Below are 22,416 nucleotides of genomic sequence, written 5' to 3' on the forward strand. Positions count from 1 at the left end.
GAACTGTAGCATCAGGAGTAGTATCAAAGATTCTTGACTAATCCTTTGGGATTAACAAAAAAATCTTAATAAATAAAATTAGAGGGAGTTTATGCTCCCTCTTTTTTGTTGCCAACTTATATTTATTAAAATAATATTAAAATAAGTAGAATTTTTTTTCATTACAACTATTTATTTGAAATTTAAAATAAGGTAAATAAAGAAAAAGACTTCTGTAAAATTTAATACAGAAGTCTTTTTGTTTTATAAATTTTTAACTTAGAAGTTTAAATTAACTCTACAATTTTTTCATCGACCAAATCCATTTTTTCAGTTGGCTCAAATCTTTCTACTACATTTCCATCCCTATCAATTAAGAATTTTGTGAAGTTCCATTTGATATCAGGGTTATTCTTGTAGTCCTTGTCCCTAGATTTTAGAAGGGTTGCCATGGCAAGAGCCTTGGGACCATGTCCAAAGCCTTCAAATCCCTTTTTAGATTTTAAAAACTTGTAAAGTTCAAGTTCATTATCGCCATTTACTTCAGCCTTTTTCATTTGAGGGAATTCAATATTGAAATTCAATTGGCAGAATTTTGTAATTTCTTCATCACTTTCTGGAGCTTGTTCCTTGAATTGATTGCAAGGGATATCAATTATTTCAAGTCCCTTGTCGTGGTATTTGTCATAAAGGTCTTGCAAGTCATTATATTGGGGTGTAAATCCACACCTTGTTGCAGTGTTAACTATTAAGATAACTTTCTCCTTTAAATTTTTTAAATCTAAGAAAGATCCGTCTTGTCTTTCAACTTTATAATCATAAATCATTTTTATTCCTCCTATTTATTCTTAATTACCCATTTTTAAAAAATTAACAACTCATAAAGACTTTAATAAAATTAGTAAGTCACTGATTAAGAGTCTTTACTAAAAAAGAGATGGTTCCCCATCTCTTAAATAATTTTATCAACTTGTCTTATAAAAAGTTAGTAATTTTTTGTTACTTATAAATCTTATAGAAAATCTTAATCACTTAAGACTTGGTAAATTTTTATGATTTAGCATTTTCTTATAAGTTTACAAATTTTTATGACTCAGCATTTTCTTATGAGTTTACAAATTTATATGACTCAGCATTTTATTATGAGTTAACAAATTTTTATGACCTAAAGCTTACTTATTTTCTTCCAATAGTTTGTCAATTGTTGCTGCAATTGAAGCTTTATCTTTTTTACCAACAAATCCACCTAGAACTTGGCCTTCAGAGTTGACAAAGAAAGTTGTTGGCATTGCAGTTATATGCACAAGACTATCTTCAGTTGTTGGGTTAGGCATTATATTTGTATAAGTCACTCCAGCATTTTTAATTATTTCTGTAGCTTCTTCTACATTTGTGTCCATGCTTGCATTAGTATCAACAACTACTCCTAAGAAATTAATTTTGTCCTTATATTCTTCGCCTAGGTCAGCAAGGTCTGGCATTTCTTCTTTGCAAGGTCCACAGAAAGTTCCCCAAACATTAACAAGAGTAAGAGGTTTTTCCTTGTAAAAATCTTCAGACTTTACAATATTTCCCTCTTCAATGTCAAGAGTTTGGAAGTCAAATCTTTTAATTGGCATTGATTCTAAGTCTATTGCAGATGCTTTTGTCTCCTGAACTTCTTTAGAATTATTTTCTTTTGATACATCATTAGTTTTCTTATTGCATGCGAAGAGACTTAAAGCCACTGCACAAACAATCAAAATTTTAAATAATTTTTTCATATAATCACTCCAGTGTAAATTTTTTTAATTTTGCCTAAGTCAATTATACTTCATGGCCAAAAACTTGTCTATTTTTTAAAAATAAGGTATAATTTATCTCACTTGTTCGGGAACTCCAAGTATAAAAAACTAATTGTTCTCCAAAGAAATGGAGGTTATTATGAAGAAAATTATTATTGACGCAGATCCCGGGATTGATGATTCTATAGCTATTATGCTAGCAGCAAAGCTTAAAGAATATGAAATCCTCGGGATCTCTTTGGTTTCAGGAAATGTTCATGTTGAAAAGGGAAGAAAAAATGTCCTTAGACTTATGAAGTTCTTGCAGAAAGATTTTAAAATCTATATGGGTTCAGAGGAACCCCTTTGCAAGGAATTTATAAATGCTGAAGACACTCACGGTGAAGATGGACTTGGTGAAACTTATTTAGACTATGATGAAAAAGAAAATTCTGGTGATGCCATAGATTTCTTAATTGATGAAGCCAAAAAGGGCGACTTGACAATTTTTGCCCTAGGACCCCTAACTAATATAGCAAGAGCTATTGAAAGGGATAGGGATGCCTTTAAGGACACAAGAATTATTGTAATGGGTGGCAACTTTAGGAGCCACGGCAACATGAGCCCAGTAGCAGAATTTAATTTTTATGTTGACCCAGAGGCAGCAGATTATGTGATTAAAAATGCACCGAGAATGATAGAAATTGTCCCACTAGATGTAACTAGAGAATTTGTTTTAACTCCAAGTATTCTTTCTTATATCAAGAGACTTAATCTAGAGATGGGAAATTTTATAGAAAAGATTACTAATTTCTATATGGATTTTCACTGGGAATATGAAAAAATTATTGGGTCTGTTATAAATGATCCACTTACAATTCTTTTAGAAAGAAATCCAGACTTATTTTATGGCAGAACTTATAATGCAGAATGCATCACAGATGGACCTGCCAGGGGAATGCTCATGGTTGATGCCATGGACTTCATGAAAAAAGAAAAAAATGTAATTATTTATGAAGAGACAGAAGTTTTTGAAGTATGGAGAGACTTTATAGAAGTTATTACAGGTAAGGAAGTTGACGTAAATGTCTTAGGTGATTTGCTATGAAGATTTCAACAAAAAAAATTACTATTTTAGCTCTTTGCATAGCAATAAATATGGTTGGGTCCTGGATTGGTGTCTTGATAAAATTACCAGTTTACCTAGACTCAATAGGAACTATAATGGCAGGTTTTACCTTTGGCCCAATATTTGGCCTTTTGACAGGAATGATTACTGCCTTTGTAAACACTATAGGGGACCCTATTGCCCTTTACTTTATGCCAACTCAACTTATAGTAGGTTTTACTGCGGGATATTTTAAATTTCTAAAAAGAGATGATTATATTTCTAAGTTTTATTTAACTCCTTTTATGTCAATACCTGCTGCTATATCTTCTGCACTTATCGCAACTTATCTTTTTGGAACTGTGACAACAGCAGGATCATCTTATATTGTCCAAGCCTTGCGTGCAGTAATGGATTTGCCAGATTTTGTAATTGTATTTGTAATTCAAATTATAACTGACTACGCTGACAAACTAATTTCTATACTATTGGTTTCAAAGGTGTACAATATGGGTGCTTTTCAAAATATTTTAAAGAAATAATTATCACGACCGCTTCTAAATGAAGTGGTTTTTTATTTTGGAAAATTCAGTTTAATTTGTTAAAATATTAATAGAATACTTGTTACTTTTATTCTTGTAAATAATTTTAAAATTTACTTTTTTGATAAATTTTAAATAAAAATGTCTTATAAGGGTAAAAGTAAATTATATACAAATAAAGATTAAAACATTTTAGTTAAATAATATTTTAACAAGTGCTATAATTTATTTGTGAGAAGATTTTACACTGGAGGTGATTTAGTGTCAGATGATGCAGTAAAAAAAGTTAAAGACACTGAAGCTGAGGCAAAAAAAATAATTGGCGATGCTGAGGTTAAAGCCAAGGAAATTATTGAAGAGGCAAGTGCCAAGGGCGAGGAAGCTTATCGAAAAATAGTTGATGAAGCTAGGGATAAGAAAGACGCCTATGTTGAAAAGGCAAGGATTGAAGCTGGTGAAGCTGTAAAACCAATTGGAGCTGAAGCAGACAAAAAAATTGCTGAAATTTCAAAAAATTCCAAGAGCAAAGAAGCTGAAGTTGTAAAGTCAGTGGTAGAGAGGATTGTGAATAATGGCAATAGTTAAGATGAAAAAATTCAAACTCTTTATCTTTGATGAGAACAGGGAAAATTTGATTAACAAGTTTCAAAAATTTAACTATGTTCACATTGACGAATCTGATTTTGATGAAGATAACTTTTCAGAAGATGATTTCACAAGACCTAGGTCATCAGAAGATTTAATAGAAATTGATGACAAAATCAAGAGATCTAAGGAAGATATTGATCTTTTACTTAAGTTTAAGGACAAGGAAAACCCAATTAAAGCTATGAAAGATGGGGTTAGTGACATAAGTCTTGAAGAACTTACGGCTAGGGCCTTAACCTTTCCCTTTGAAAAAATTGACGGTGAGATTAGGGACTTAGTTGATCGAAAGGATAAGAACAAGAGTAAGATTCAGAATATTGATTCTAAAATAGCTGAATTAAAACCTTGGGAGGACCTTTCTTCTTCATTAAAAGATCTTAATAAGTTTGGTACTGTAAACATTTACACAGGAACGGTCTCATCAAATTATGCAGAGGACTTTGAAGGCGAGGTAATAAAAAATGACTTAGCCTATATTGAAAGGGTCTCAAAAGACAAGAATTTTAACTATTATCTCATGATAGTTGAGAACTCTGTGGACGAAGAAATTAAAGATCTTATGACAAATTATGGGTTTACTCCTATAAAGGTCAAATCAGATGGAAAAGTTAAGGATACTATAGGATCCTACGAAAAAGATAAAGAAGTACTTTTTGAAAAAAATAATAAAATTGAAGAAGAATTAAAAACTTACTTAAAATACCTAGAAGATTTTAAGTACTCTTATGAACATTATAGGAATGAAAAAGTAAAAATAATGTCTGAGAGAAAATTTTTAAAGACTACTGAATTAAATCTAATTGAAGGTTTTGTCCCAGAAGACAAACTACAAGATTTGGAGAAGGAAATCCAAAAAGTTTGCAAGGATAACTACTATCTAAGGGCAGAGGATCCAGATAGGGATTCAAAAGAGGTTCCAATATTACTAAAGAACAACGCTTTTGTAAGTCCTTTTGAACTTATGACAGAAATGTATGCCATGCCAAAATACAATGAAATTGACCCAACACCATTCTTTGCACCTTTTTATTTTGTATTTGCAGGGATAATGGTTGGAGACTTTGGTTATGGTCTTTTGGTATTCTTGGCAACACTTTTTGCCTTGAAGAAATTCAAACTAACAGATAAGAAGAGAAGGTTTTTCAAGTTTTTTAACTACCTATCTATTTCAACAATTATATTTGGACTAGTATTTGGTTCCTTCTTTGGAGGAATAATTGAACTTCCAAGCTTAATAGATCCAGCAGAGGATTCTACACTTTTGGTAATATTATCAGTTATCCTAGGTGGAATTCACATATTCTTTGGTCTTGGTATTAAGGCTTATATGGATATTCGTGATGGAAAACCAAAGGATGCCCTATATGATGTAGGATTTTGGTACATGGCAGTCTTGGGAGCAATAGGTTTTATACTTGGAAAGTTCCTTCCACAAATTGCACCTTACAGCAAGTTACTTATGATTATAATGATTATTGGTATGGTTGGAATTGTTGCAACAGGTGGTAGAGAAGAAAAGTCAACTGGAGCAAAGATTGGTTGGGGAGTTTATTCTCTCTATGGAATCACATCTTATCTTGGGGACTTTGTATCTTACCTAAGACTTATGGCACTGGTTTTATCAGGTTCCTTCTTGGGACTTGCTATAAATATGATTGCAGGAATGCTTTTTGAATCAAATATAATTGGCAAGTTATTTGCCATAGTAATTTTTGTGGCCTTCCAATTATTTAATGCCTTTCTTTCTTATTTGTCAGCTTATGTTCACACAGCAAGGCTAACTTATGTAGAAATGTTTAATAAATTCTATGAAGGTGGAGGCATACCTTTCAAGAAAATGATAGAAAATTCAGATTACTTTAATATAGACTAGGAGGATTAATATGTTAAATGGACTAATGGGAGAATATGGCGGATTGATTTTAGGATCAATTGGAATCTTTTTAGCAGTTGCACTTGCAGGTGCAGGTTCTGCTAAGGGAGTAGGTTTAGCAGGGGAAGCTGCTGCTGGAGTTGTAATTGATGAACCAGAAAAGTTTGGTAAGTCACTTGTACTTCAACTGCTTCCAGGTACACAAGGTCTTTACGGTTTCGTAATTGGACTATTTATCTTATTTAGACTTGCAGCTGACACACCAGTTAACACAGGTTTTATGTACCTAGCAAGTGGTGCAGTAATTGGTCTTGCAGGACTTGTATCTGCTGTTGCACAAGGAAAGGTAGCTGTTGCAGGTATCAACATCCTTGCTAAAAACGAAGAACAACAAGCAAAGGGTATTATCTTTGCAGTAATGGTTGAGCTTTACGCTATTCTTGCTTTTGCAATTTCATTCTTTATCCTATTCAGAGCCTAGGTGATACTATGGCAGGACTTGAAAATATTTTAAATAAAATAATTAAGGATGCAGAGGAAAAAGCAAAGCTTATAATAAAAGAAGCTGAAGAAAAAGAAAACACTATTATAGAAGATAGAAAAGAAGACGGCAGATTTCTTGCCAATAAAATTGACAGGATTGCTGAAAGAGAAAGAGAAGACATCTTCAAGAGAAGTAAGTCATCAGAAGAACTTAAGGCAAGAGACAAAATTTTATCTGAGAAAAACAGGATAATTGATGAAGTCCTTGAAAAAGTTGTTGAAGAACTTGAAAATCTATCTGAAGATGATTTTGTCAGATTCCTAAAAAATAATTTAGGAGATGAAAAACTTAAGGGCGGCACTATTGATATTCCCAAAAAATATAGGAATGCTGTAGAAAAGGCTGACCTGGGTTTTAAAATATCTGATAGGGATATTGAAAGTGGATTTGTCCTTAACAAGGACAATCTAGTTTACAATGGAGACTTTAGGTCCATTGTAAGATCTGAGAGAGAAGATTTAGAAAAATATCTAGCTGAAGAACTATTCAGTTAAGAGGAAAAGGTGATTTAATGGATAGAAATAAATTTATCCAAAGTTCCACAAGATTAAGAGTTTTGGAAAAGAAGCTTTTAAAAAGTGAAAACTTTATAAGGATTTCTGAACAAGATACTTTGGAAGACGCACTTAGATCTCTATCTGATACAGTTTACAACAAATTTATAAATAAAATATCTTCTCCCACAGAATATGAAGTCATACTGAAAGAGGAGCTCACGAGATTTTATGACGAAGTTTATGAAATCTCTCCATCGAGAATACCTGTTGACTTAGTTGCATTAAAATACTTCTACCACAATCTAAAGGTCTTAATTAAGGAAAAGATTGGGGAAGAAGATTTAAAAGACCTATTTATGACCCTAGGTGGATTTGATATTAAGGAATACAGGGATGGCATCTTAAAGGGCAGCAAGAGAAATAAATATTTTGAACTTATAGGAAAAATTGAGGAAGCTTACGAAGAAAAGAAGGATCCTCAAATTATTGATATATATCTTGATAATGCCTACTTTAAGGACCTACTTGAGCTTGCAGAAGAATCTAAAGTTGACCTATTTATAGATTATGCGAAAAATCTCATTGATTTTACAAATATAAGGACCCTACTTAGGGCTAAAAAACAGGAAAAAGATGTAGAATTTTTAAAAAACATAATTGTTCCTGGAGGCAAACTAAGAGAAGAAACTTATTTTGATTTATTAAATAGGGATATAAGTTCAGACACTGAAGCTTTCAAGAGACTTGATATTTATAAGTATATAAAGGAAGGTCTTGACGACTTTAAAGAAAAGGGAACCCTATCAAACTTTGAGAGGGAGATGGACAACTACTTTATAGACCTTATTAAGGATGTAAAATATATTACCTATGGTCCAGAAGTTGTTTTTGCCAATGTATTGGCAAAGGAAATGGAAATTAAAAATCTAAGAATTATTTTAGTTTCAAAATTAAATGGACTTGATGGTGAATTTATAAGAGAAAAGTTGCGTGATAGTTATGTATAAAATTGCAGTTGTTGGAGACAAGGACTCTGTTTTATCTTTTAAGGCAATAGGAATTGATGTCTTTGTTGCCTATGAAGGTAAGGACGCGAGATACCAGGTAGACAGTCTTGCAAAAAAAGATTATGGTGTAATTTATATTACAGAAGATCTTGCAGCAAAAATACCAAAAACAATTGAAAGATATAATGATGAATTAATACCAGCCATAATTGTTATCCCTTCAAACAAGGGAACTCTTGGAATTGGTATGCAAAACTTAAATAAAAACGTGGAAAAGGCAGTTGGAGCGAATATATTAGGTGATTAGTCACCTTTTTATAAAGGAGGAGCTTTATTGAAATCAGGAAAGATAATTAAAGTATCCGGACCACTAGTCGTAGCTTCTGGCATGGAAGATGCCAATGTCTATGATGTGGTAGAAGTTTCTAAAGACAAATTAATTGGTGAAGTTATTGAAATGAGAGGAGACCAAGCCTCTATTCAAGTATATGAAGAAACTACAGGCATAGGACCTGGAGATGAAGTTTATACAACAGGAGCACCCCTATCAGTTGAGTTAGGACCTGGAATGATTGAGCAAATGTTTGATGGAATCCAAAGACCATTAGTTGGACTTAGAGACGAAGCCGGAGACTTTCTAGAAAGAGGAGTTACAGTAAATCCTTTAAATAGAGATAAAAAATGGGAATTTAAAAAAGTTGCGAGTGTTGGAGATGAAGTTGAACCAGGAGATGTTCTTGGTACAGTTGAAGAAACTCCAGTAGTAACTCACAAGATTATGGTTCCCAATGGTATAAAGGGAAAGGTTAAGGACATTAAGGAAGGTTCCTTTACAGTTGTTGATACTGTTGCAGTTATTGAAACTGAGGATGGCGACAAGGAACTTAACATGATTCAAAGATGGCCAGTTAGAAAGGGGAGACCTTACAAGAAAAAGGTTGATCCTAAGGAACCACTTATTACGGGACAAAGGGTAATTGATACCTTCTTCCCAATAACTAAGGGTGGTACTGCAGCTATACCAGGACCTTTTGGTTCAGGTAAGACAGTTGTACAACATCAACTTGCTAAGTGGGCAGATGCACAAATAGTTGTTTATGTTGGTTGTGGCGAACGTGGAAACGAAATGACAGACGTACTTATGGAATTTCCAGAACTAATAGATCCAAATACTGGCGAATCTATTATGAAGAGGACAGTTCTTATTGCCAATACATCTAACATGCCAGTTGCTGCTCGTGAAGCCTCAATTTATACAGGAATCACAATTTCTGAATACTTTAGAGACATGGGATATTCTGTTGCCATGATGGCGGACTCAACATCTCGTTGGGCAGAGGCTCTTCGTGAAATGTCTGGTCGTCTTGAAGAGATGCCTGGTGACGAAGGTTACCCAGCTTATCTTGCATCAAGAATTGCAGAATTTTATGAAAGGGCAGGACGTGTTCTTGTAAATGGTAAGGAAGAAAGAGAAGGAGCCCTATCAGTTATAGGTGCAGTTTCTCCTCCAGGTGGAGATATTTCTGAGCCAGTAACACAAAATACACTTAGAATTGTAAAAATATTCTGGAAGCTTGACTATGATTTATCATATCAAAGACACTTCCCAGCAATTAACTGGATAGACTCTTACTCTTTGTATCAACCAAAGATAGATTCTTATCTAGATGAAAATATAAACAGAAGATTTTCTAAACTTAGAAAGAGATCAATGGCACTTCTACAAGAAGAAACTTCTTTACTTGAAGTAGTAAGACTAGTTGGCCGTGATTCACTCTCTGATGAAGACCAAATGAAATTACACACAAGTAAGTCAATTCGTGAAGACTTTTTACAACAAAATGCCTTCCACGATGTTGATACCTTCTGTCCATTAGAAAAACAATTTAAGATGTTAGACACAATTCTTTACTTCTATGACAGGGGACAAGAAGCCCTAGAAAATGGAGCCTACTTTAGCGAAATTGAAGAACTTGACGTTAAAGAAAGCATTGCAAGAATGAAGTATGTTCCAAATGAAGAATTGGAAAAAATTGATGAAATAAAGGACAAAATTGTTAGTCAGCTTAATAAATTAGTAGAGGTCGGTGATACAGATGCTTAAAGAATATAAATCAGTAACAGAAGTTGTTGGACCTCTTATGACTGTAGAAGGTGTAGAAGGTGCAGCTTATGAAGAACTAGTTGACATCGAGCTGCAAAATGGAGAAAAAAGACGTGGTCGTGTAATCGAAATTGACGGTGATAAGGCCATGGTTCAAATCTTCGAAGGTTCTAGTGGAATCAACCTAAAGGATACAAGTGTTAGGTTCTTAGGTAAGCCTCTTGAACTTGGAGTTTCACCTGACATGATTGGTAGAGTCTTTGATGGACTTGGAGAACCAATTGATGATGGTCCAAAGATTATTCCAGAAGAAAAAATCGATATAAATGGTACTGCAATTAACCCAGTATCAAGAGACTACCCATCAGAATTTATTCAAACTGGTGTGTCTGTAATTGACGGACTTAACACTCTTGTAAGGGGACAAAAACTCCCTATTTTCTCTGCAGCAGGACTTCCTCACAACGAACTTGCAGCTCAAATTGCAAGACAAGCTACAGTACTTTCTGGTGGAGACTTCGCCGTTGTATTTGCAGCTATGGGTATTACCTTTGAAGAAGCTCAATACTTTATTGATGACTTCACAAAGACAGGTGCCATTGACAGGGCTGTTCTATTTATGAACCTTGCAGATGACCCTGCAATAGAAAGACTTGCAACACCAAAGATGGCCCTTACTGCAGCAGAATACTTGGCTTTTGAAGAAGGCAAGCACGTTCTTGTTATCTTAACAGATATGACAAACTATGCAGAAGCCCTAAGAGAAGTTTCTGCAGCAAGAAAAGAAGTTCCAGGTAGACGTGGTTACCCAGGTTATCTATATACTGACCTTGCAGGTATCTATGAAAGAGCTGGAAGAATAAAAGGAAGAGATGGATCTATCACTCAAATCCCTATCCTAACAATGCCAGAAGGTGACATCACTCACCCAATCCCTGACTTGACTGGATATATCACAGAGGGACAAATAATCCTTTCAACAGAATTATTTAAACAAGGTCTAGAGCCACCTATTAACGCCATCCCATCCTTATCAAGACTTAAGGACAAGGGTATTGGTAAGGGAAAGACTCGTGAAGACCATGCAGATACAATGAACCAAATTTATGCTGCTTACACAGCAGGTAAAGAAGCAAAAGAATTATCAGCAATCTTAGGGGAAACTGCCTTAACAGAAACAGACAAGGCCTTTGCTCAATTTGCAGATATGTTTGAAAAACAATATGTATCTCAAGGTTTTGAAACAAATAGGTCTATACTTGAAACCCTAAACTTAGGTTGGGAACTTTTATCTATAATTCCTAAGACAGAACTTAAGAGAATTGACGACAAATTAATTGAAAAATATTTGGGCGATAAGGAGAATAAAGAGGAGGATTCTAAGGATCCTGAAAATTTAGAAAATGAGGGATTATAATGGCAAGACTAAATATAAACCCCACAAGGATGAACCTATCCATTCTAAAGACGAAACTTGAAACATCAAAAAGAGGCCACAAACTTTTAAAGGACAAGCAAGATGAACTTATGAGACAGTTCATCACCCTTATCAAGGAAAACAAAAAGTTAAGACTTGAAGTGGAAGACAAACTTCAAGATTCCTTTAAGGCCTTCTTAATGGCATCAGCTGCCATGAGTCCTGAAATGTTAGAAGAAGCAATTGCCCTTCCAACAACAAGGACTTTAGTTGATATAAAAAAGAAAAATATTATGTCTGTTAACGTACCTGAAATGGAATTTATAACAAAGAAGACATCAGAAGATGCATCAAGATATCCCTACGGATATGCACAGACAACTTCAGACCTTGACTCAGCTATAGATAATCTTACAGAAGTAATGGAAGAGCTTTTGACCCTAACTCAGAAAGAAAAGGCGTCACAACTTCTTGCTAACGAAATCGAAAAGACGAGAAGAAGAGTAAATGCACTTGAGTACAAAACAATTCCAGACTTAGAAGAGACTATAAAATATATTCGTTCAAAACTTGATGAAAGTGAAAGGGCAAATATAACAAGACTAATGAAGGTCAAGGACATCATCTCAAAAGAAGAGATGAAGGAAGAAAAATCAGAAAAAGTAAATGCAGAACTTGCATGAGAATAATAAAGCTAGAGAAAAATCTCTGGCTTTTTTATTTTAGAAAATTTAAATTAAAGTTTAATTGAGTTTTATTAATTAAAGATTATGATAGAACTTTCAAACTTTGTGTGTGGCCATGTATTTCATTGGTTATAAATAAATTATAAGAAGAAATCATTAGAGGGAGGAATAAAATGAAATTTTTACACACAATGATTAGGGTAAAAGATCTAGAAAAATCTGAAAAGTTTTATAAAGAAAATTTGGGTTTTGTTGAATCAAGACGCAAGGACTTTCCAGAAGATGAATTTACACTAGTCTATTTAAAGTTAGAGGATTCACCCTATGAATTAGAATTAACTTATAATTATGACGGAAGAGATTACACAATGGGCGACGGTTACGGTCACATTGCAATCTCTCACCCAGACATCAAAGCCTTTAGGGAAGAATTAAAAGAAAAGGGTTGTGATGTAACAGAACTTAAAGCCCTTTCAGACAATTCAGATTCTTATTTCTTTGTAAAAGATCCAGATGGATACAAGATTGAAGTTATTGGTGAAAAATAAATAACAAACATGACCACCTTGTGAAGTGAATTCATAAGGTGGTTTGCATTTACATATTATTTTTAATTTTAGCATTTAAACTTGCAACATCCCTTTTGTAAATTGCGTATTCAATAAACCATATTCCAAGATAGATTAAAAAGTAAATTGCAAGAAAGATAGCAAGGGATAAAAAGGACTTTTGGAACCAGTAGAGTTTGTAGCCCACAAAAACCATAGTTGAACCAGTCAATAGAAAGTGTAGAATAGTCCTTGCAAGTATTGAAAGTTTTTCTTCTCCCCAAACTACAGAGGCAAAGCCAAATATCAAGCCAAGAAGTCCAACGAGGCAAATTGACAAAAAGCTTGCTGAAAAGACTGAATTAGAGTTCTCAATTAGCATAGGGTTTGCAATAGAAAAATCGCCATCAGTGAAGAAGTAGGACATGACAAGAGAAATTACAAGCAAAACAAATTCACATATCAAAAGACCATTTACCATTCGACTAATAATTTTTTTCATAAAATCACCTCATATACCAAGAGTTTCTTTAATTTTTTTTACATATCTTCGAGAGACAAAGGTCTTGGAATTATTTTTCATTTTTACAGAAATAGTTCCAGAGTAGGATAAGTCAAAGCTATCAACTAAATTTAGGTTGATAAGTTCAGAATTTGAAATTCTAACAAACTTCTTAGACTTTAAAATATCTTCAAGCTGATAAATTCTTTTCTTTACTAAATATTTTTCATCTATAGACTCAGCAAAGACCTTTGAATTCTCTGTGTAAATTCTATAAATTTTTGCCGGATTTAGAATTTTTATCTTCTCATCAAGAAAATCAATTAAAAGACTCTCTGAATTTTCTAGTACAAAGGACTTGATCCTTAGAACTTCTTCCGTAATCTTATCTGTGTAAACAAAAGTCTTGGGAAGCTTATAAGCTTCATCTATTTTAATTTCAAAATCCATATGTGACCTCCTTTACTTATAATATAAACCATGAGAAGAAAAAGTAAATAAATCTCAGCTAAGTGGTCAAAATTTTTATATAAGTGGTAAAAGAAAAAGTGTAGGAATATTCCCACACTTAATCTAATAAAATTCCTTTTAAAATTGCGTGAATAAGATGGTCGCCATTTTCGTCATAGACATCTGAAGTTATATCAATAAAATTTTTGCCATTTTTACTTTCGATATTGTCAACTACATTAATACTTTTGATTTTTCTTCCTGTATATGCTTTTTTCAAAAAATCAAATTCCATCCTATACATCAAAATATCGTAATCGCCACCAATTTTATTAGTGAGACTTGCTGTCAGAAGACCTTGCAAAAGATATTCGCCTTTGTCGTTGGGATTTTCGTGGTGCTTACCCCAAAAGTTAGCATTTTCTGCATAGTCATTTAAGTCCTTCTCAGTAAAAATTCTTTCGTAAATAACTTCATCGCCCTTATTTAATCTCATAATAACACCTCGATTATAATATACCCAATAATTAAATTAAATTTGGGTAAAATAATATAGAGGTGTTAAAATGAAGAAAATTTTATTATATGGACTTGACAGTGAAAAGACAAAAATCACTGAAGAAGTTGCAAGTGAATTTGGAATTGAATTAAATAAAATAAATAAGGAAAATTTAGAAGAAAAAGTTGGAAAACTTTTTGAAGAAGATTTAAGTAAGAATGAAGGACTAGAAGCTGAAGAAAAGCTTATGGTTTTATCAGACATGGATAGGGAAGAGCTGCGTGACTTCCTATTAGGTCTTAAGGGCAAGGGAGTCATGGTAGACCACAAGTGCGTCCTTACAAAGACTAATGCAGAATGGACCTTTGGATTTTTAATGGGACACATTGCTGATGAACACAGGGTGGTTACAAAATTTAGAGAACTTGGTGGACTTGTAAAGATTGCCCTTGATAAACTTGAAAAAGAAGCTGACCAAGACTTGAAAAAACTTGTGGATAGGGCAATGGAAAATAGAGACAGAGAACTTGACGAAGAAAGAATTGACAAGGACATAAGAGATTTAAAAGATAGATTAAATATAAAATAAATTTAAACCCAGAAGCTTTTCTGGGTTATTTTTATGAATTTAATTAAGAGCTAAAAATTAAATAACTTATAGCTTAAAGCAATAACTTTAAATTTTTATAAGATATCTAGGAAGAAAATCCCTAACAGATATTTCATAAAACATAAAAAAATAAAACCTCGATGTATTAATTACACCGAGGTTTTTTAAGCTTTATAGATTTTTAAAATTAAAATTCTTTTATGTCATAGATATCCATGTTTTCTTCATGGAATTTTTTATTTTTAACTGCTACTCTTGCTGCTAATGTGTCAAGTGATGTCACTATGTCAATGCCGTATTCTGTAGCCATTCTTCTAATTTTAAAGCCATCTCTTGTTGAGTCGCCACCCTTTGTTGGAGTGTTAACTACAAGATCGATTTCGCCGTTTCTTATTACGTCAAGTATATTTGGTCTTGGGTCATTGATTTTGCCAACTTCTTTTGCATCGATGCCAGCATCTTTTAAGAATTTACAAGTTCCCTTAGTTGCTACAATCTTGTAACCCATATCTTGCATTGTCTTTGCAATTCCTAAGAATTCTTCCTTGTCATTGTCATTAATTGTTGCAAGAACACGTGATGCATTGTCTTCTATCGCAGATCCTCCTGCTAGGAAGCCTTTGAAAAGTGCTTCGTCAATGTCTTTTCCAACTCCAAGGACTTCTCCAGTAGATTTCATTTCAGGTCCAAGAGAAATTTCTACCCTGTTAAGTTTTGACATTGAGAAAACTGGAACTTTAACAGCCATTAATTTTGGTTCTTTGTAAATGCCTGTGCCATAAGAAAGGTCAGCTAATTTTTCGCCGAGCATTGTCTTTGTTGCAAGGTCCACTATAGGAACTCCAGAAACCTTTGAGATATAAGGAACTGTTCTTGATGCACGAGGGTTTACTTCTATGATATAAAGTTCATTTTTGTATTCAATGAATTGGATGTTGATCATGCCCTTAACGTGTAGTGCCTTGGCAATTTTCTTTGTGTAATCTAAAATTTTATCTTTGATTTCATTTGAGATGTTAATGCTTGGATAAATTGTGATTGAGTCACCAGAGTGAACTCCAGCTCTTTCAAGGTGTTCCATAATTCCTGGTATCAATACATCTTCGCCATCTGATATAGCATCAACTTCAATTTCACGACCCACTAGGTATTTGTCAATTAGGACAGGATTAATTGCATCTCTTTCAAAGGCACCCTTTAGGTAAGTTACAAGACTTTCTTCGTCGTTAGTTATTTGCATACCTTGGCCACCTAGTACATAGGATGGTCTAACAAGTAGTGGATAACCAAGTTCTTTTGCAACTTCAAGACCTTCCTTGATATTGAAGACTCCGTGTCCCTTAGGTCTATTGATTTTTAATTCTTCAAGCATTTCGTCAAATTTTTCTCTATCTTCAGCCCTGTCAATGTCTTCGAAGTCAGTTCCAAAGATATTTACCTTTTGGTCGTGAAGGTATTTTGCAAGTTTAATTGCAGTTTGGCCACCAAAGGCAAGGATAACTCCCATTGGTTTTTCTGTGTCAATAATTGATTTTACTTCTTCTTCAGTAAGTGGTTCAAAGTAAAGTTTGTCTGATGTATCGAAGTCAGTTGAAACAGTTTCTGGGTTGTTGTTTATTGTAATTGTTTCGATTCCCATTTTGATAAGGGCCTTAATTGCGTGAACACTGCAGTAGTCGAACTCAATACCTTGACCAATTCTTATTGGACCAGATCCAATTACAATTATTTTTTTATTGTCAGAGATAATATTTTCGTCTGTCTTTTCATAAGTTGAGTAGTAGTAAGCACCATTTTTTCTAAATGGAGAAGTATCTACTCTTCTGTAGTTTGGAAGGATATTGTTCTTTTGACGAAGGTCAACAACTTCATCTATATCAACTTCAAGTGCCGCTGCAATAGTCTTGTCAGAAAAACCTAATTTCTTTAACTTGGCTAATTCTTCAGGAGTTATTGTATCAAGACTTAAGTTTTTAAGTTTTTCTTCTTCGTGAACAATTCTTTCGATTTTTTCTAAGAAGTAAAGGTCAATGCCAGTTATGTCGTGAATCATTTCTATAGAGAGTCCACGTCTAATTATTTCTGCGACGTCGAATAGTCTTTCATCGTCTGGAAATTTTATTCTCTTCTTTAATTCTTCAGTAGTTCTTTCTTCAGAGAACTTTGATTCAAGAGAGAATTTGGAAATTTCAAGAGATCTTATACCCTTAAGAAGGGCTTCTTCAAAGGATGAGCCAATGGACATAATTTCGCCAGTTGCCATCATCTTTGTACCAAGTTTTCTGTTGGCAAACTTGAACTTGTCAAAAGGCCATTTAGGGATTTTAACAACTACATAGTTACATTTTGGTTCGTAGTTTTCAATAGTTTCGCCAGTAGTTTCGTTTTGGATTTCATTTAAGTTTAGGCCAAGGGCAATCTTTGTTGCAATCCTTGCTATTGGATAGCCTGTTGCCTTTGATGCAAGAGCTGATGAACGAGAAACTCTTGGGTTAATTTCAATTATTGCATAGTCAAGTGTTTCTGGGTTTAAAGCAAGTTGTACGTTACAAGCACCAACAACATTTACACTTTCTACTATATTAAGGGCAGATTTTTTTAACTTAGCTAGAACATCCTTATCAAGACTTTGACAAGGAGCAACAACTATGGAGTCGCCTGTGTGAACTCCAACTGGGTCTACATTTTCCATGTCACATACAATTATCTTTTCGCCAGCAGCATCTCTAATTACTTCAAATTCAATTTCCATCCAACCACGAATAGATTTTTCAAGAAGACATTCGTTTACTGGGCTAAGACTAAGTCCATGAGATAAAACTTCTTCGAGTTCTTCTTCATCATAAGCAAAGCCACCGCCAGTTCCTCCAAGAGTATAGGCAGGTCTAACAACTAGGGGATAGCCAATTTTCTTTGCAAGTTCCTTTCCTTCTTCAAGGCTTGTTGCAATTTCAGAATCAATAATTGGTTCGCCAATTTCCTTCATTGTATTCCTAAAAATATCCCTGTCTTCGCCCTTTTTGATGGCTTCTATGTCAGTACCAATTATTTTTATTCCATATTTTTTTAGGATTCCACGCTTGTCTAGTTCAAGTGTCATGTTGAGACCAGTTTGTCCACCCATACCGGCAATTAATGAGTCAGGTCTTTCTTTTTCAATAATTTTTTCTATAAAAGAAATTGTAATTGGTTCAATGTAAATTTTATCGGCAACACCCTTGTCTGTCATAATAGTAGCAGGATTTGAATTTACAAGAACAGTTTCAACTCCGTTTTTCTTTAGGGTTTCACAAGCTTGTGTACCTGAGTAGTCAAACTCTGCAGCCTGTCCTATGACAATGGGACCAGAACCTATTACTAGTGTCTTCTTAATTGAATTATCTCTTGGCATTTTTTTCTCCTTTTTCCAAATAAAAGATCAAACATTCTTAAAAATGGGCAAAAAAAATTTAGGTCATTAAATTTGCTCAAAAAAAAATCATGCACAAGGACATGATTTTACTCAGTCCTTGGACTGATTTTCTATTTTTTTATCTTTATTATTAAATCACTTTTTGGAAACAATTGCAAGAACTTTTTTTGAAATTTTAAAATTTATATTGAACTTACTTATTAAACTTGTCAGCAACTTCTACAAGTCTTCTTGCTTGGAATCTTACTCAATGATATATCAGCTAATTATTTTGAAATAATGTCTCTTTTATTATTAATATAATATCAATAATTTATTACTCCTAATTAATAAGTTACCCGTAAATGCATATAGAAACATAAAAAATATAAAACAGCAAAAGTAGATAAAATATAATAAATTATAAAGACGTAAAAATATTCTAAGTCACAAGAAAACATAAAGTCACAAAAAAGCATAAAGTCATAAAAAAGCATAAAGTCACAAAAAAATATGAAATCATAAAAATTTATCAAGTCATAAAATTTTATAGACTTATAGAAAATTATAAAGTGGGAAAAATTTGTTAAGTCGAAGGAAAATATTATGGGTGAAGGTCTTGGTAAGTGACATAAACAAAACTGTTAAAATTATTTCAAATTTATTGTATAATGAATTAGATAAGGAGGAGAAGTTATGAGAAAAGTTCTCCATTTAATTAGTGGCGGCGACACAGGTGGTGCAAAGACTCACATCTTCACCCTGATGAAGGGCCTTAGTGGAAAGGTAGATACAAAAATTATCTGCTTTATTAAAGACACCTTTTACGAGGAAGCCAAGGAAAGAGGCATAAACATAGAAGTCTATCCACAGGAAAAGAGGTCAGACCTTTCAGTCGTTTCTAAATTAAGTGACGAAATAAATAAGAGCAAGTATGATTTAGTCCACGCTCATGGTGCGCGAGCTAATTTTATTTGCATGTTTTTAAAAAAGAAAATAAGTATCCCCATGGTTACAACAGTTCACTCAGACTATAAGCTTGACTTTAAGGATTCTTTTTACAAAAATTTGATTTACACGACTTTAAATAAGATGTCTCTCAAGAAATTTGACCATTATATTTGTGTAAGTGACAATTTTAAAAAAATGCTAGTAGATAGGGGCTTTGATAGGGAAAAAATTCATGTCCTTTACAATGGCATAGACATAGAAGAAAAAATTGACCACGATCCAAAGACTGCTTTCTTAGAAAAGCACAAGGTTAATTACAACGGTGAACTCTTAGTTGGTATTGCTGCAAGGCTCGATAAGGTCAAGGACCACGAAACCTTTATAAAGGCTTGCAATGAAACCCTAAAGGTAAATCCAGATATAATTTTCTTAATAGCAGGAGAGGGAGAGGAAAAGAAAAATTTACAAGAGATGGCAAGGTCCTATGGAATAGAAAAAAATATTTATTTCTTAGGCTTTGTAAGAGACAAGTATTCTTTCTTTAATGCTATTGATATAAATGTCTTGACTAGTTTATCAGAGTCTTTCCCTTATGTGATTCTTGAGGCAGCTCTCTTAAATGTGCCTACAGTTTCCACAAAGACTGGTGGTATACCTGAGATAATAAAAGACGATTACACTGGATACTTATTCCCAGTGGGCAATTATAAGTCTCTTTCAAGATATATCCTAGACCTTTATAACAAGAGGGACAAGCTAAAGGAATTGGGAGAAAACATAAGGAAAGAAGTTATAGAAAATTATTCTCATGAATCTATGGGAAATAGACAAACAGAAATTTATGAAGAAATATTAAGGGGAGGAAAAAATGAAGATAATTGACAAAAAGGGCAGACTTTTTGGCTTAATTAATATAATTGATTTATTAGTAATTGTATTACTGATTGCACTTGTTGCTGTAGGAGCAAAGAGATTTGGAAATAAGGGACCTGTTGGTGAAGTAACAACTAAAAAAGGTGTTATTACTGCTGAGGTCAAGGATGTTAGAGATGTAACTGCCAACAACATTAAGGTTGGAGACCCAATCTACGATTACGATAAGGGAACTTATCTTGGTAAAATTGCCACTGCTGAAGTTGAACCTTACAAGGATAAGACTGAATACCAAGGCAAATTTTACAATTCAGAAGTTCCTGACAAGTACAGGGTCCTTATGACTATTGACGCAGATGTAAAGGACACACAAGATTTTTATCAAGTTGGCACTGAACAAGTGAGAATTGGTGCAGAGATGAGAATTAAGAACAAGAGCATCACAACATTTATGACAATACTTGGTGTAGAAGTAAAGAACTAGGTGATTACTATTAACTCATTAACTATAAGGTTTTTAAATAAAATCTATAGGGCCTTTAGTGGATTCTATGAAGACTCCTTTACTAAAAGAGCCCATGATTTTATAGCTAAACCAATGGAAAAAAATTTTGCAAATTCAAAAACTAAACTTGTCCTGGGAGGAGAGAAAGTTTTATTTGCAAATTCCTTTATCTATAAGATTTATAGGGGCTTATTTAGGCTTATAGAAAGGTTTATGAATTTTCTTGGAAAGATTTTTGTGCCCTTAATAAAAAATTCCTTTTTCTTAGGGGGAGCCTTTAGGTCTCTTAATGACTTTGATGAGATTGCAGGTATTATTTCCAATATAATCTTTTATTCTGGTGTTCTAACCTTGATTATTTCTCTAATTGTAGGGGCGAAAATTATTTTTCCTATTTTATTTATAATTTTGGGAATAATTCTTTCACTATTTAAGGGAAGATACATGGATATAATTATGGGTTCAAAGTTTTTGGAATTTTTCACAAGCTTTTTTAAATTAGATGAAGGCGGTGAAAACTGGTGGTAAGATCAAGAAAAATTAATTTTATTTTATTGTCTGCAGTTTTCCTAAGTATCATATATTATTTTTTGGGACTTAAGTTATTTTTGGCAGCCTTTCTTGGGATAAGTGGACTGCTTTTAGTTATTTACGATATTAAAATCGGCCTATTTGCTTCAGTCTTTCTTTACCCCTTTGTGCCCGATGCCTTAGGCTTAATTATGCTCTTGTCCATGGGATTTTTTGTCTTACTAAGGACTTTCTTATACAAAGAAGAATTTAAGGTTGGGGAGAGGACAGTTCCTCTTGCAATTTTTGTATTTATTATAGTTTTCTCGACTATAACATCAATTGATCCATCGGGTTCAGCTCGTGACTTGGCCTTAAATGCAGCAGGTATTTCCTTTTTATTTGCAATGACAAATTCCATAAAGACTAAGGGCCAACTTAATGCCTTTATATCAACGTTACTTTTATCTGCTCTTGTAGTTGCACTACTTGGAGTTCTTCAATATTTTACTGGAGTAGAGATGAGACCGGAGTGGCTTGACACAGAAAATAACACAGACATTGCAGTAAGGGTTTACTCAGTATTCTTTAACCCAAATATTTTGGCAGAGTACCTAGTGCTTATCACGCCAATTGCCGTGGGAATGACTTGGTATACAAAGAGCATGAGGAAGAAATTTCTCTTTGCAGGATCAACTGGTATACTTTTAATCTGTATTGTCATGACACTTTCAAGAGGTGGTTGGGTAGGAATAGCCCTAGCAGCCCTTGCTTTTGTACTATTGGTTGACAAGAGGTTACTTCTTCTTGGAGTGCCAATGGTCTTGGGTGGACTTGCCTTTCTTCCACAAAAAGTTGTAGATAGGATTACTTCCATAGGTTCAACAGTAGATAGTTCAAATATGTATAGGATAAAAATTTGGCAAATTACTAGGGATGTAATTAGGGACAACATGGTTGCAGGAGTTGGTTTTGGCTACGTGCCTTTTAAGGAAACCTTTGAGAGATATATAAGGACAATGCCAATATATCACGCTCACAACACTTATCTTGAAGTTGCAGCAGAAATTGGCCTAATTGGATTTATATTTTTCATTCTCTTACTATTTTCAAGTTTGAAATACACTTATGTAAACCTAGTAAAATCTCAAGACAAATATTTTAAATATCTTGGAGCAGGACTTTTCGCAAGTATAATTGGCATCATGGGTCATGGACTTGTGGAACACTTCCTATATATTCCAAGAATTATATTTACCTTCTGGATTGTGCTTGGAATAATTTTCACTGCTATAAATGTGGAAAAACTTGAGAGAGATGAAAGTTTAGAAGAAATAGAAAATAAAGATAATTTAAAAGAAGAAAACATAATAGAGGCAGAAACTATTTAGAGAGTGATTAAACAGAGT

The 22,416-nt window shown here is 33.6% G+C and carries 23 protein-coding genes; 17 read left to right on the forward strand and 6 right to left on the reverse strand.

Annotated elements, in window-relative coordinates:
- Window positions 1-266 precede the first annotated feature (266 nt).
- Window positions 267-806: a glutathione peroxidase gene (locus HMPREF3023_RS03625; RefSeq protein ID WP_070700816.1), complete on the reverse strand. Its 540-nt coding sequence runs from the start codon at window positions 804-806 to the stop codon at window positions 267-269.
- A gap of 345 nt (window positions 807-1,151) precedes the next feature.
- Window positions 1,152-1,742, reverse strand: coding sequence for a TlpA family protein disulfide reductase (locus HMPREF3023_RS03630; protein ID WP_070700818.1), 591 nt, complete (start codon window positions 1,740-1,742; stop codon window positions 1,152-1,154).
- Between the two features lie 160 nt (window positions 1,743-1,902).
- Here HMPREF3023_RS03630 and HMPREF3023_RS03635 point away from each other — a divergent pair, with 160 nt between their 5' ends.
- From HMPREF3023_RS03635 to HMPREF3023_RS03690, 12 genes are all read left to right on the forward strand, one after another.
- A complete protein-coding gene (locus HMPREF3023_RS03635; protein WP_070700822.1) occupies window positions 1,903-2,850 on the forward strand; it encodes a nucleoside hydrolase in 948 nt (315 codons plus the stop codon).
- Window positions 2,847-3,392: an ECF transporter S component gene (locus tag HMPREF3023_RS03640; RefSeq protein WP_070700825.1), complete on the forward strand. Its 546-nt coding sequence runs from the start codon at window positions 2,847-2,849 to the stop codon at window positions 3,390-3,392. The genes HMPREF3023_RS03635 and HMPREF3023_RS03640 overlap by 4 nt, the downstream gene beginning before the upstream one ends.
- A 261-nt stretch (window positions 3,393-3,653) precedes the next feature.
- On the forward strand, window positions 3,654-3,977 hold the full coding sequence (locus HMPREF3023_RS03645) for a hypothetical protein (protein WP_070700826.1): 324 nt from the start codon (window positions 3,654-3,656) through the stop codon (window positions 3,975-3,977).
- The gene (locus HMPREF3023_RS03650; RefSeq protein WP_070700828.1) at window positions 3,964-5,913 is read left to right on the forward strand and encodes a V-type ATP synthase subunit I; all 1,950 of its coding nucleotides are present in this window, start codon (window positions 3,964-3,966) and stop codon (window positions 5,911-5,913) included. The genes HMPREF3023_RS03645 and HMPREF3023_RS03650 overlap by 14 nt, the downstream gene beginning before the upstream one ends.
- 10 nt (window positions 5,914-5,923) lie before the next feature.
- Entirely contained in the window at window positions 5,924-6,394 is a 471-nt protein-coding gene (locus HMPREF3023_RS03655; protein ID WP_070700830.1) for a V-type ATP synthase subunit K, read from the forward strand.
- 8 nt (window positions 6,395-6,402) lie between these two features.
- Window positions 6,403-6,951 (forward strand): V-type ATP synthase subunit E, encoded by a 549-nt coding sequence (locus HMPREF3023_RS03660; RefSeq protein ID WP_070700833.1) that lies wholly within the window; start codon window positions 6,403-6,405, stop codon window positions 6,949-6,951.
- Window positions 6,952-6,968: 17 nt separating this feature from the next.
- Window positions 6,969-7,961, forward strand: coding sequence for a V-type ATP synthase subunit C (locus HMPREF3023_RS03665; RefSeq protein WP_070700836.1), 993 nt, complete (start codon window positions 6,969-6,971; stop codon window positions 7,959-7,961).
- A complete protein-coding gene (locus tag HMPREF3023_RS03670) occupies window positions 7,954-8,268 on the forward strand; it encodes a V-type ATP synthase subunit F (RefSeq protein ID WP_070700839.1) in 315 nt (104 codons plus the stop codon). Before HMPREF3023_RS03665 ends, HMPREF3023_RS03670 begins: the two co-directional genes overlap by 8 nt.
- A 27-nt stretch (window positions 8,269-8,295) precedes the next feature.
- Window positions 8,296-10,065, forward strand: a complete 1,770-nt coding sequence (locus HMPREF3023_RS03675; RefSeq protein WP_070700843.1) for a V-type ATP synthase subunit A — start codon at window positions 8,296-8,298, stop codon at window positions 10,063-10,065.
- The gene (locus HMPREF3023_RS03680; RefSeq protein ID WP_070700846.1) at window positions 10,058-11,482 is read left to right on the forward strand and encodes a V-type ATP synthase subunit B; all 1,425 of its coding nucleotides are present in this window, start codon (window positions 10,058-10,060) and stop codon (window positions 11,480-11,482) included. The genes HMPREF3023_RS03675 and HMPREF3023_RS03680 overlap by 8 nt, the downstream gene beginning before the upstream one ends.
- Complete coding sequence (locus HMPREF3023_RS03685; RefSeq protein WP_070700849.1) at window positions 11,482-12,165, forward strand: V-type ATP synthase subunit D; 684 nt, start codon at window positions 11,482-11,484, stop codon at window positions 12,163-12,165. The genes HMPREF3023_RS03680 and HMPREF3023_RS03685 overlap by 1 nt, the downstream gene beginning before the upstream one ends.
- A gap of 176 nt (window positions 12,166-12,341) precedes the next feature.
- Window positions 12,342-12,716, forward strand: coding sequence for a lactoylglutathione lyase (locus HMPREF3023_RS03690; protein ID WP_070700852.1), 375 nt, complete (start codon window positions 12,342-12,344; stop codon window positions 12,714-12,716).
- 49 nt (window positions 12,717-12,765) lie between these two features.
- On the opposite strand, the gene HMPREF3023_RS03695 is transcribed toward HMPREF3023_RS03690, so the two are convergent.
- The 3 genes from HMPREF3023_RS03695 to HMPREF3023_RS03705 all read right to left on the reverse strand — a co-directional run bounded on the left by HMPREF3023_RS03695 (window position 12,766) and on the right by HMPREF3023_RS03705 (window position 14,164).
- On the reverse strand, window positions 12,766-13,218 hold the full coding sequence (locus HMPREF3023_RS03695; RefSeq protein WP_070700855.1) for a DUF3021 domain-containing protein: 453 nt from the start codon (window positions 13,216-13,218) through the stop codon (window positions 12,766-12,768).
- A gap of 9 nt (window positions 13,219-13,227) precedes the next feature.
- A complete protein-coding gene (locus HMPREF3023_RS03700) occupies window positions 13,228-13,668 on the reverse strand; it encodes a LytTR family DNA-binding domain-containing protein (protein ID WP_070700857.1) in 441 nt (146 codons plus the stop codon).
- Window positions 13,669-13,786: 118 nt separating this feature from the next.
- Window positions 13,787-14,164 carry a hypothetical protein gene (locus HMPREF3023_RS03705; protein ID WP_070700860.1) on the reverse strand — a complete coding sequence of 126 codons (378 nt, stop codon included), beginning with the start codon at window positions 14,162-14,164 and terminating at the stop codon, window positions 13,787-13,789.
- Window positions 14,165-14,234: 70 nt separating this feature from the next.
- On the opposite strand from HMPREF3023_RS03705, the gene HMPREF3023_RS03710 reads away from it, so the two are divergent.
- Window positions 14,235-14,756, forward strand: coding sequence for a DUF3783 domain-containing protein (locus tag HMPREF3023_RS03710; RefSeq protein WP_070700863.1), 522 nt, complete (start codon window positions 14,235-14,237; stop codon window positions 14,754-14,756).
- Between the two features lie 208 nt (window positions 14,757-14,964).
- Here the strand turns inward: HMPREF3023_RS03710 and carB are convergent, their stop codons facing one another.
- On the reverse strand, window positions 14,965-18,168 hold the full coding sequence (gene carB, locus HMPREF3023_RS03715) for a carbamoyl-phosphate synthase large subunit (protein WP_070700866.1): 3,204 nt from the start codon (window positions 18,166-18,168) through the stop codon (window positions 14,965-14,967).
- Between the two features lie 696 nt (window positions 18,169-18,864).
- Between carB and HMPREF3023_RS03720 the strand changes: the two genes are divergently transcribed.
- Genes HMPREF3023_RS03720 through HMPREF3023_RS03735 form a run of 4 tightly spaced genes read left to right on the forward strand, consistent with a single transcriptional unit; the run spans window position 18,865 to window position 22,398 of the window.
- Window positions 18,865-20,001 (forward strand): glycosyltransferase family 4 protein, encoded by a 1,137-nt coding sequence (locus HMPREF3023_RS03720; RefSeq protein WP_070700869.1) that lies wholly within the window; start codon window positions 18,865-18,867, stop codon window positions 19,999-20,001.
- Window positions 19,988-20,476, forward strand: a complete 489-nt coding sequence (locus HMPREF3023_RS03725; RefSeq protein WP_070700872.1) for a DUF4330 domain-containing protein — start codon at window positions 19,988-19,990, stop codon at window positions 20,474-20,476. Before HMPREF3023_RS03720 ends, HMPREF3023_RS03725 begins: the two co-directional genes overlap by 14 nt.
- Window positions 20,477-21,025, forward strand: coding sequence for a hypothetical protein (locus HMPREF3023_RS03730; protein WP_070700874.1), 549 nt, complete (start codon window positions 20,477-20,479; stop codon window positions 21,023-21,025).
- A complete protein-coding gene (locus tag HMPREF3023_RS03735) occupies window positions 21,019-22,398 on the forward strand; it encodes an O-antigen ligase family protein (RefSeq protein ID WP_210400908.1) in 1,380 nt (459 codons plus the stop codon). The genes HMPREF3023_RS03730 and HMPREF3023_RS03735 overlap by 7 nt, the downstream gene beginning before the upstream one ends.
- Window positions 22,399-22,416: the final 18 nt, after the last annotated feature.

The sequence above is a fragment of the Peptoniphilus sp. HMSC075B08 genome (genome assembly GCF_001815405.1).
In the GTDB taxonomy this organism is placed as follows: Bacteria; Bacillota; Clostridia; order Tissierellales; family Peptoniphilaceae; genus Peptoniphilus_A; species Peptoniphilus_A harei.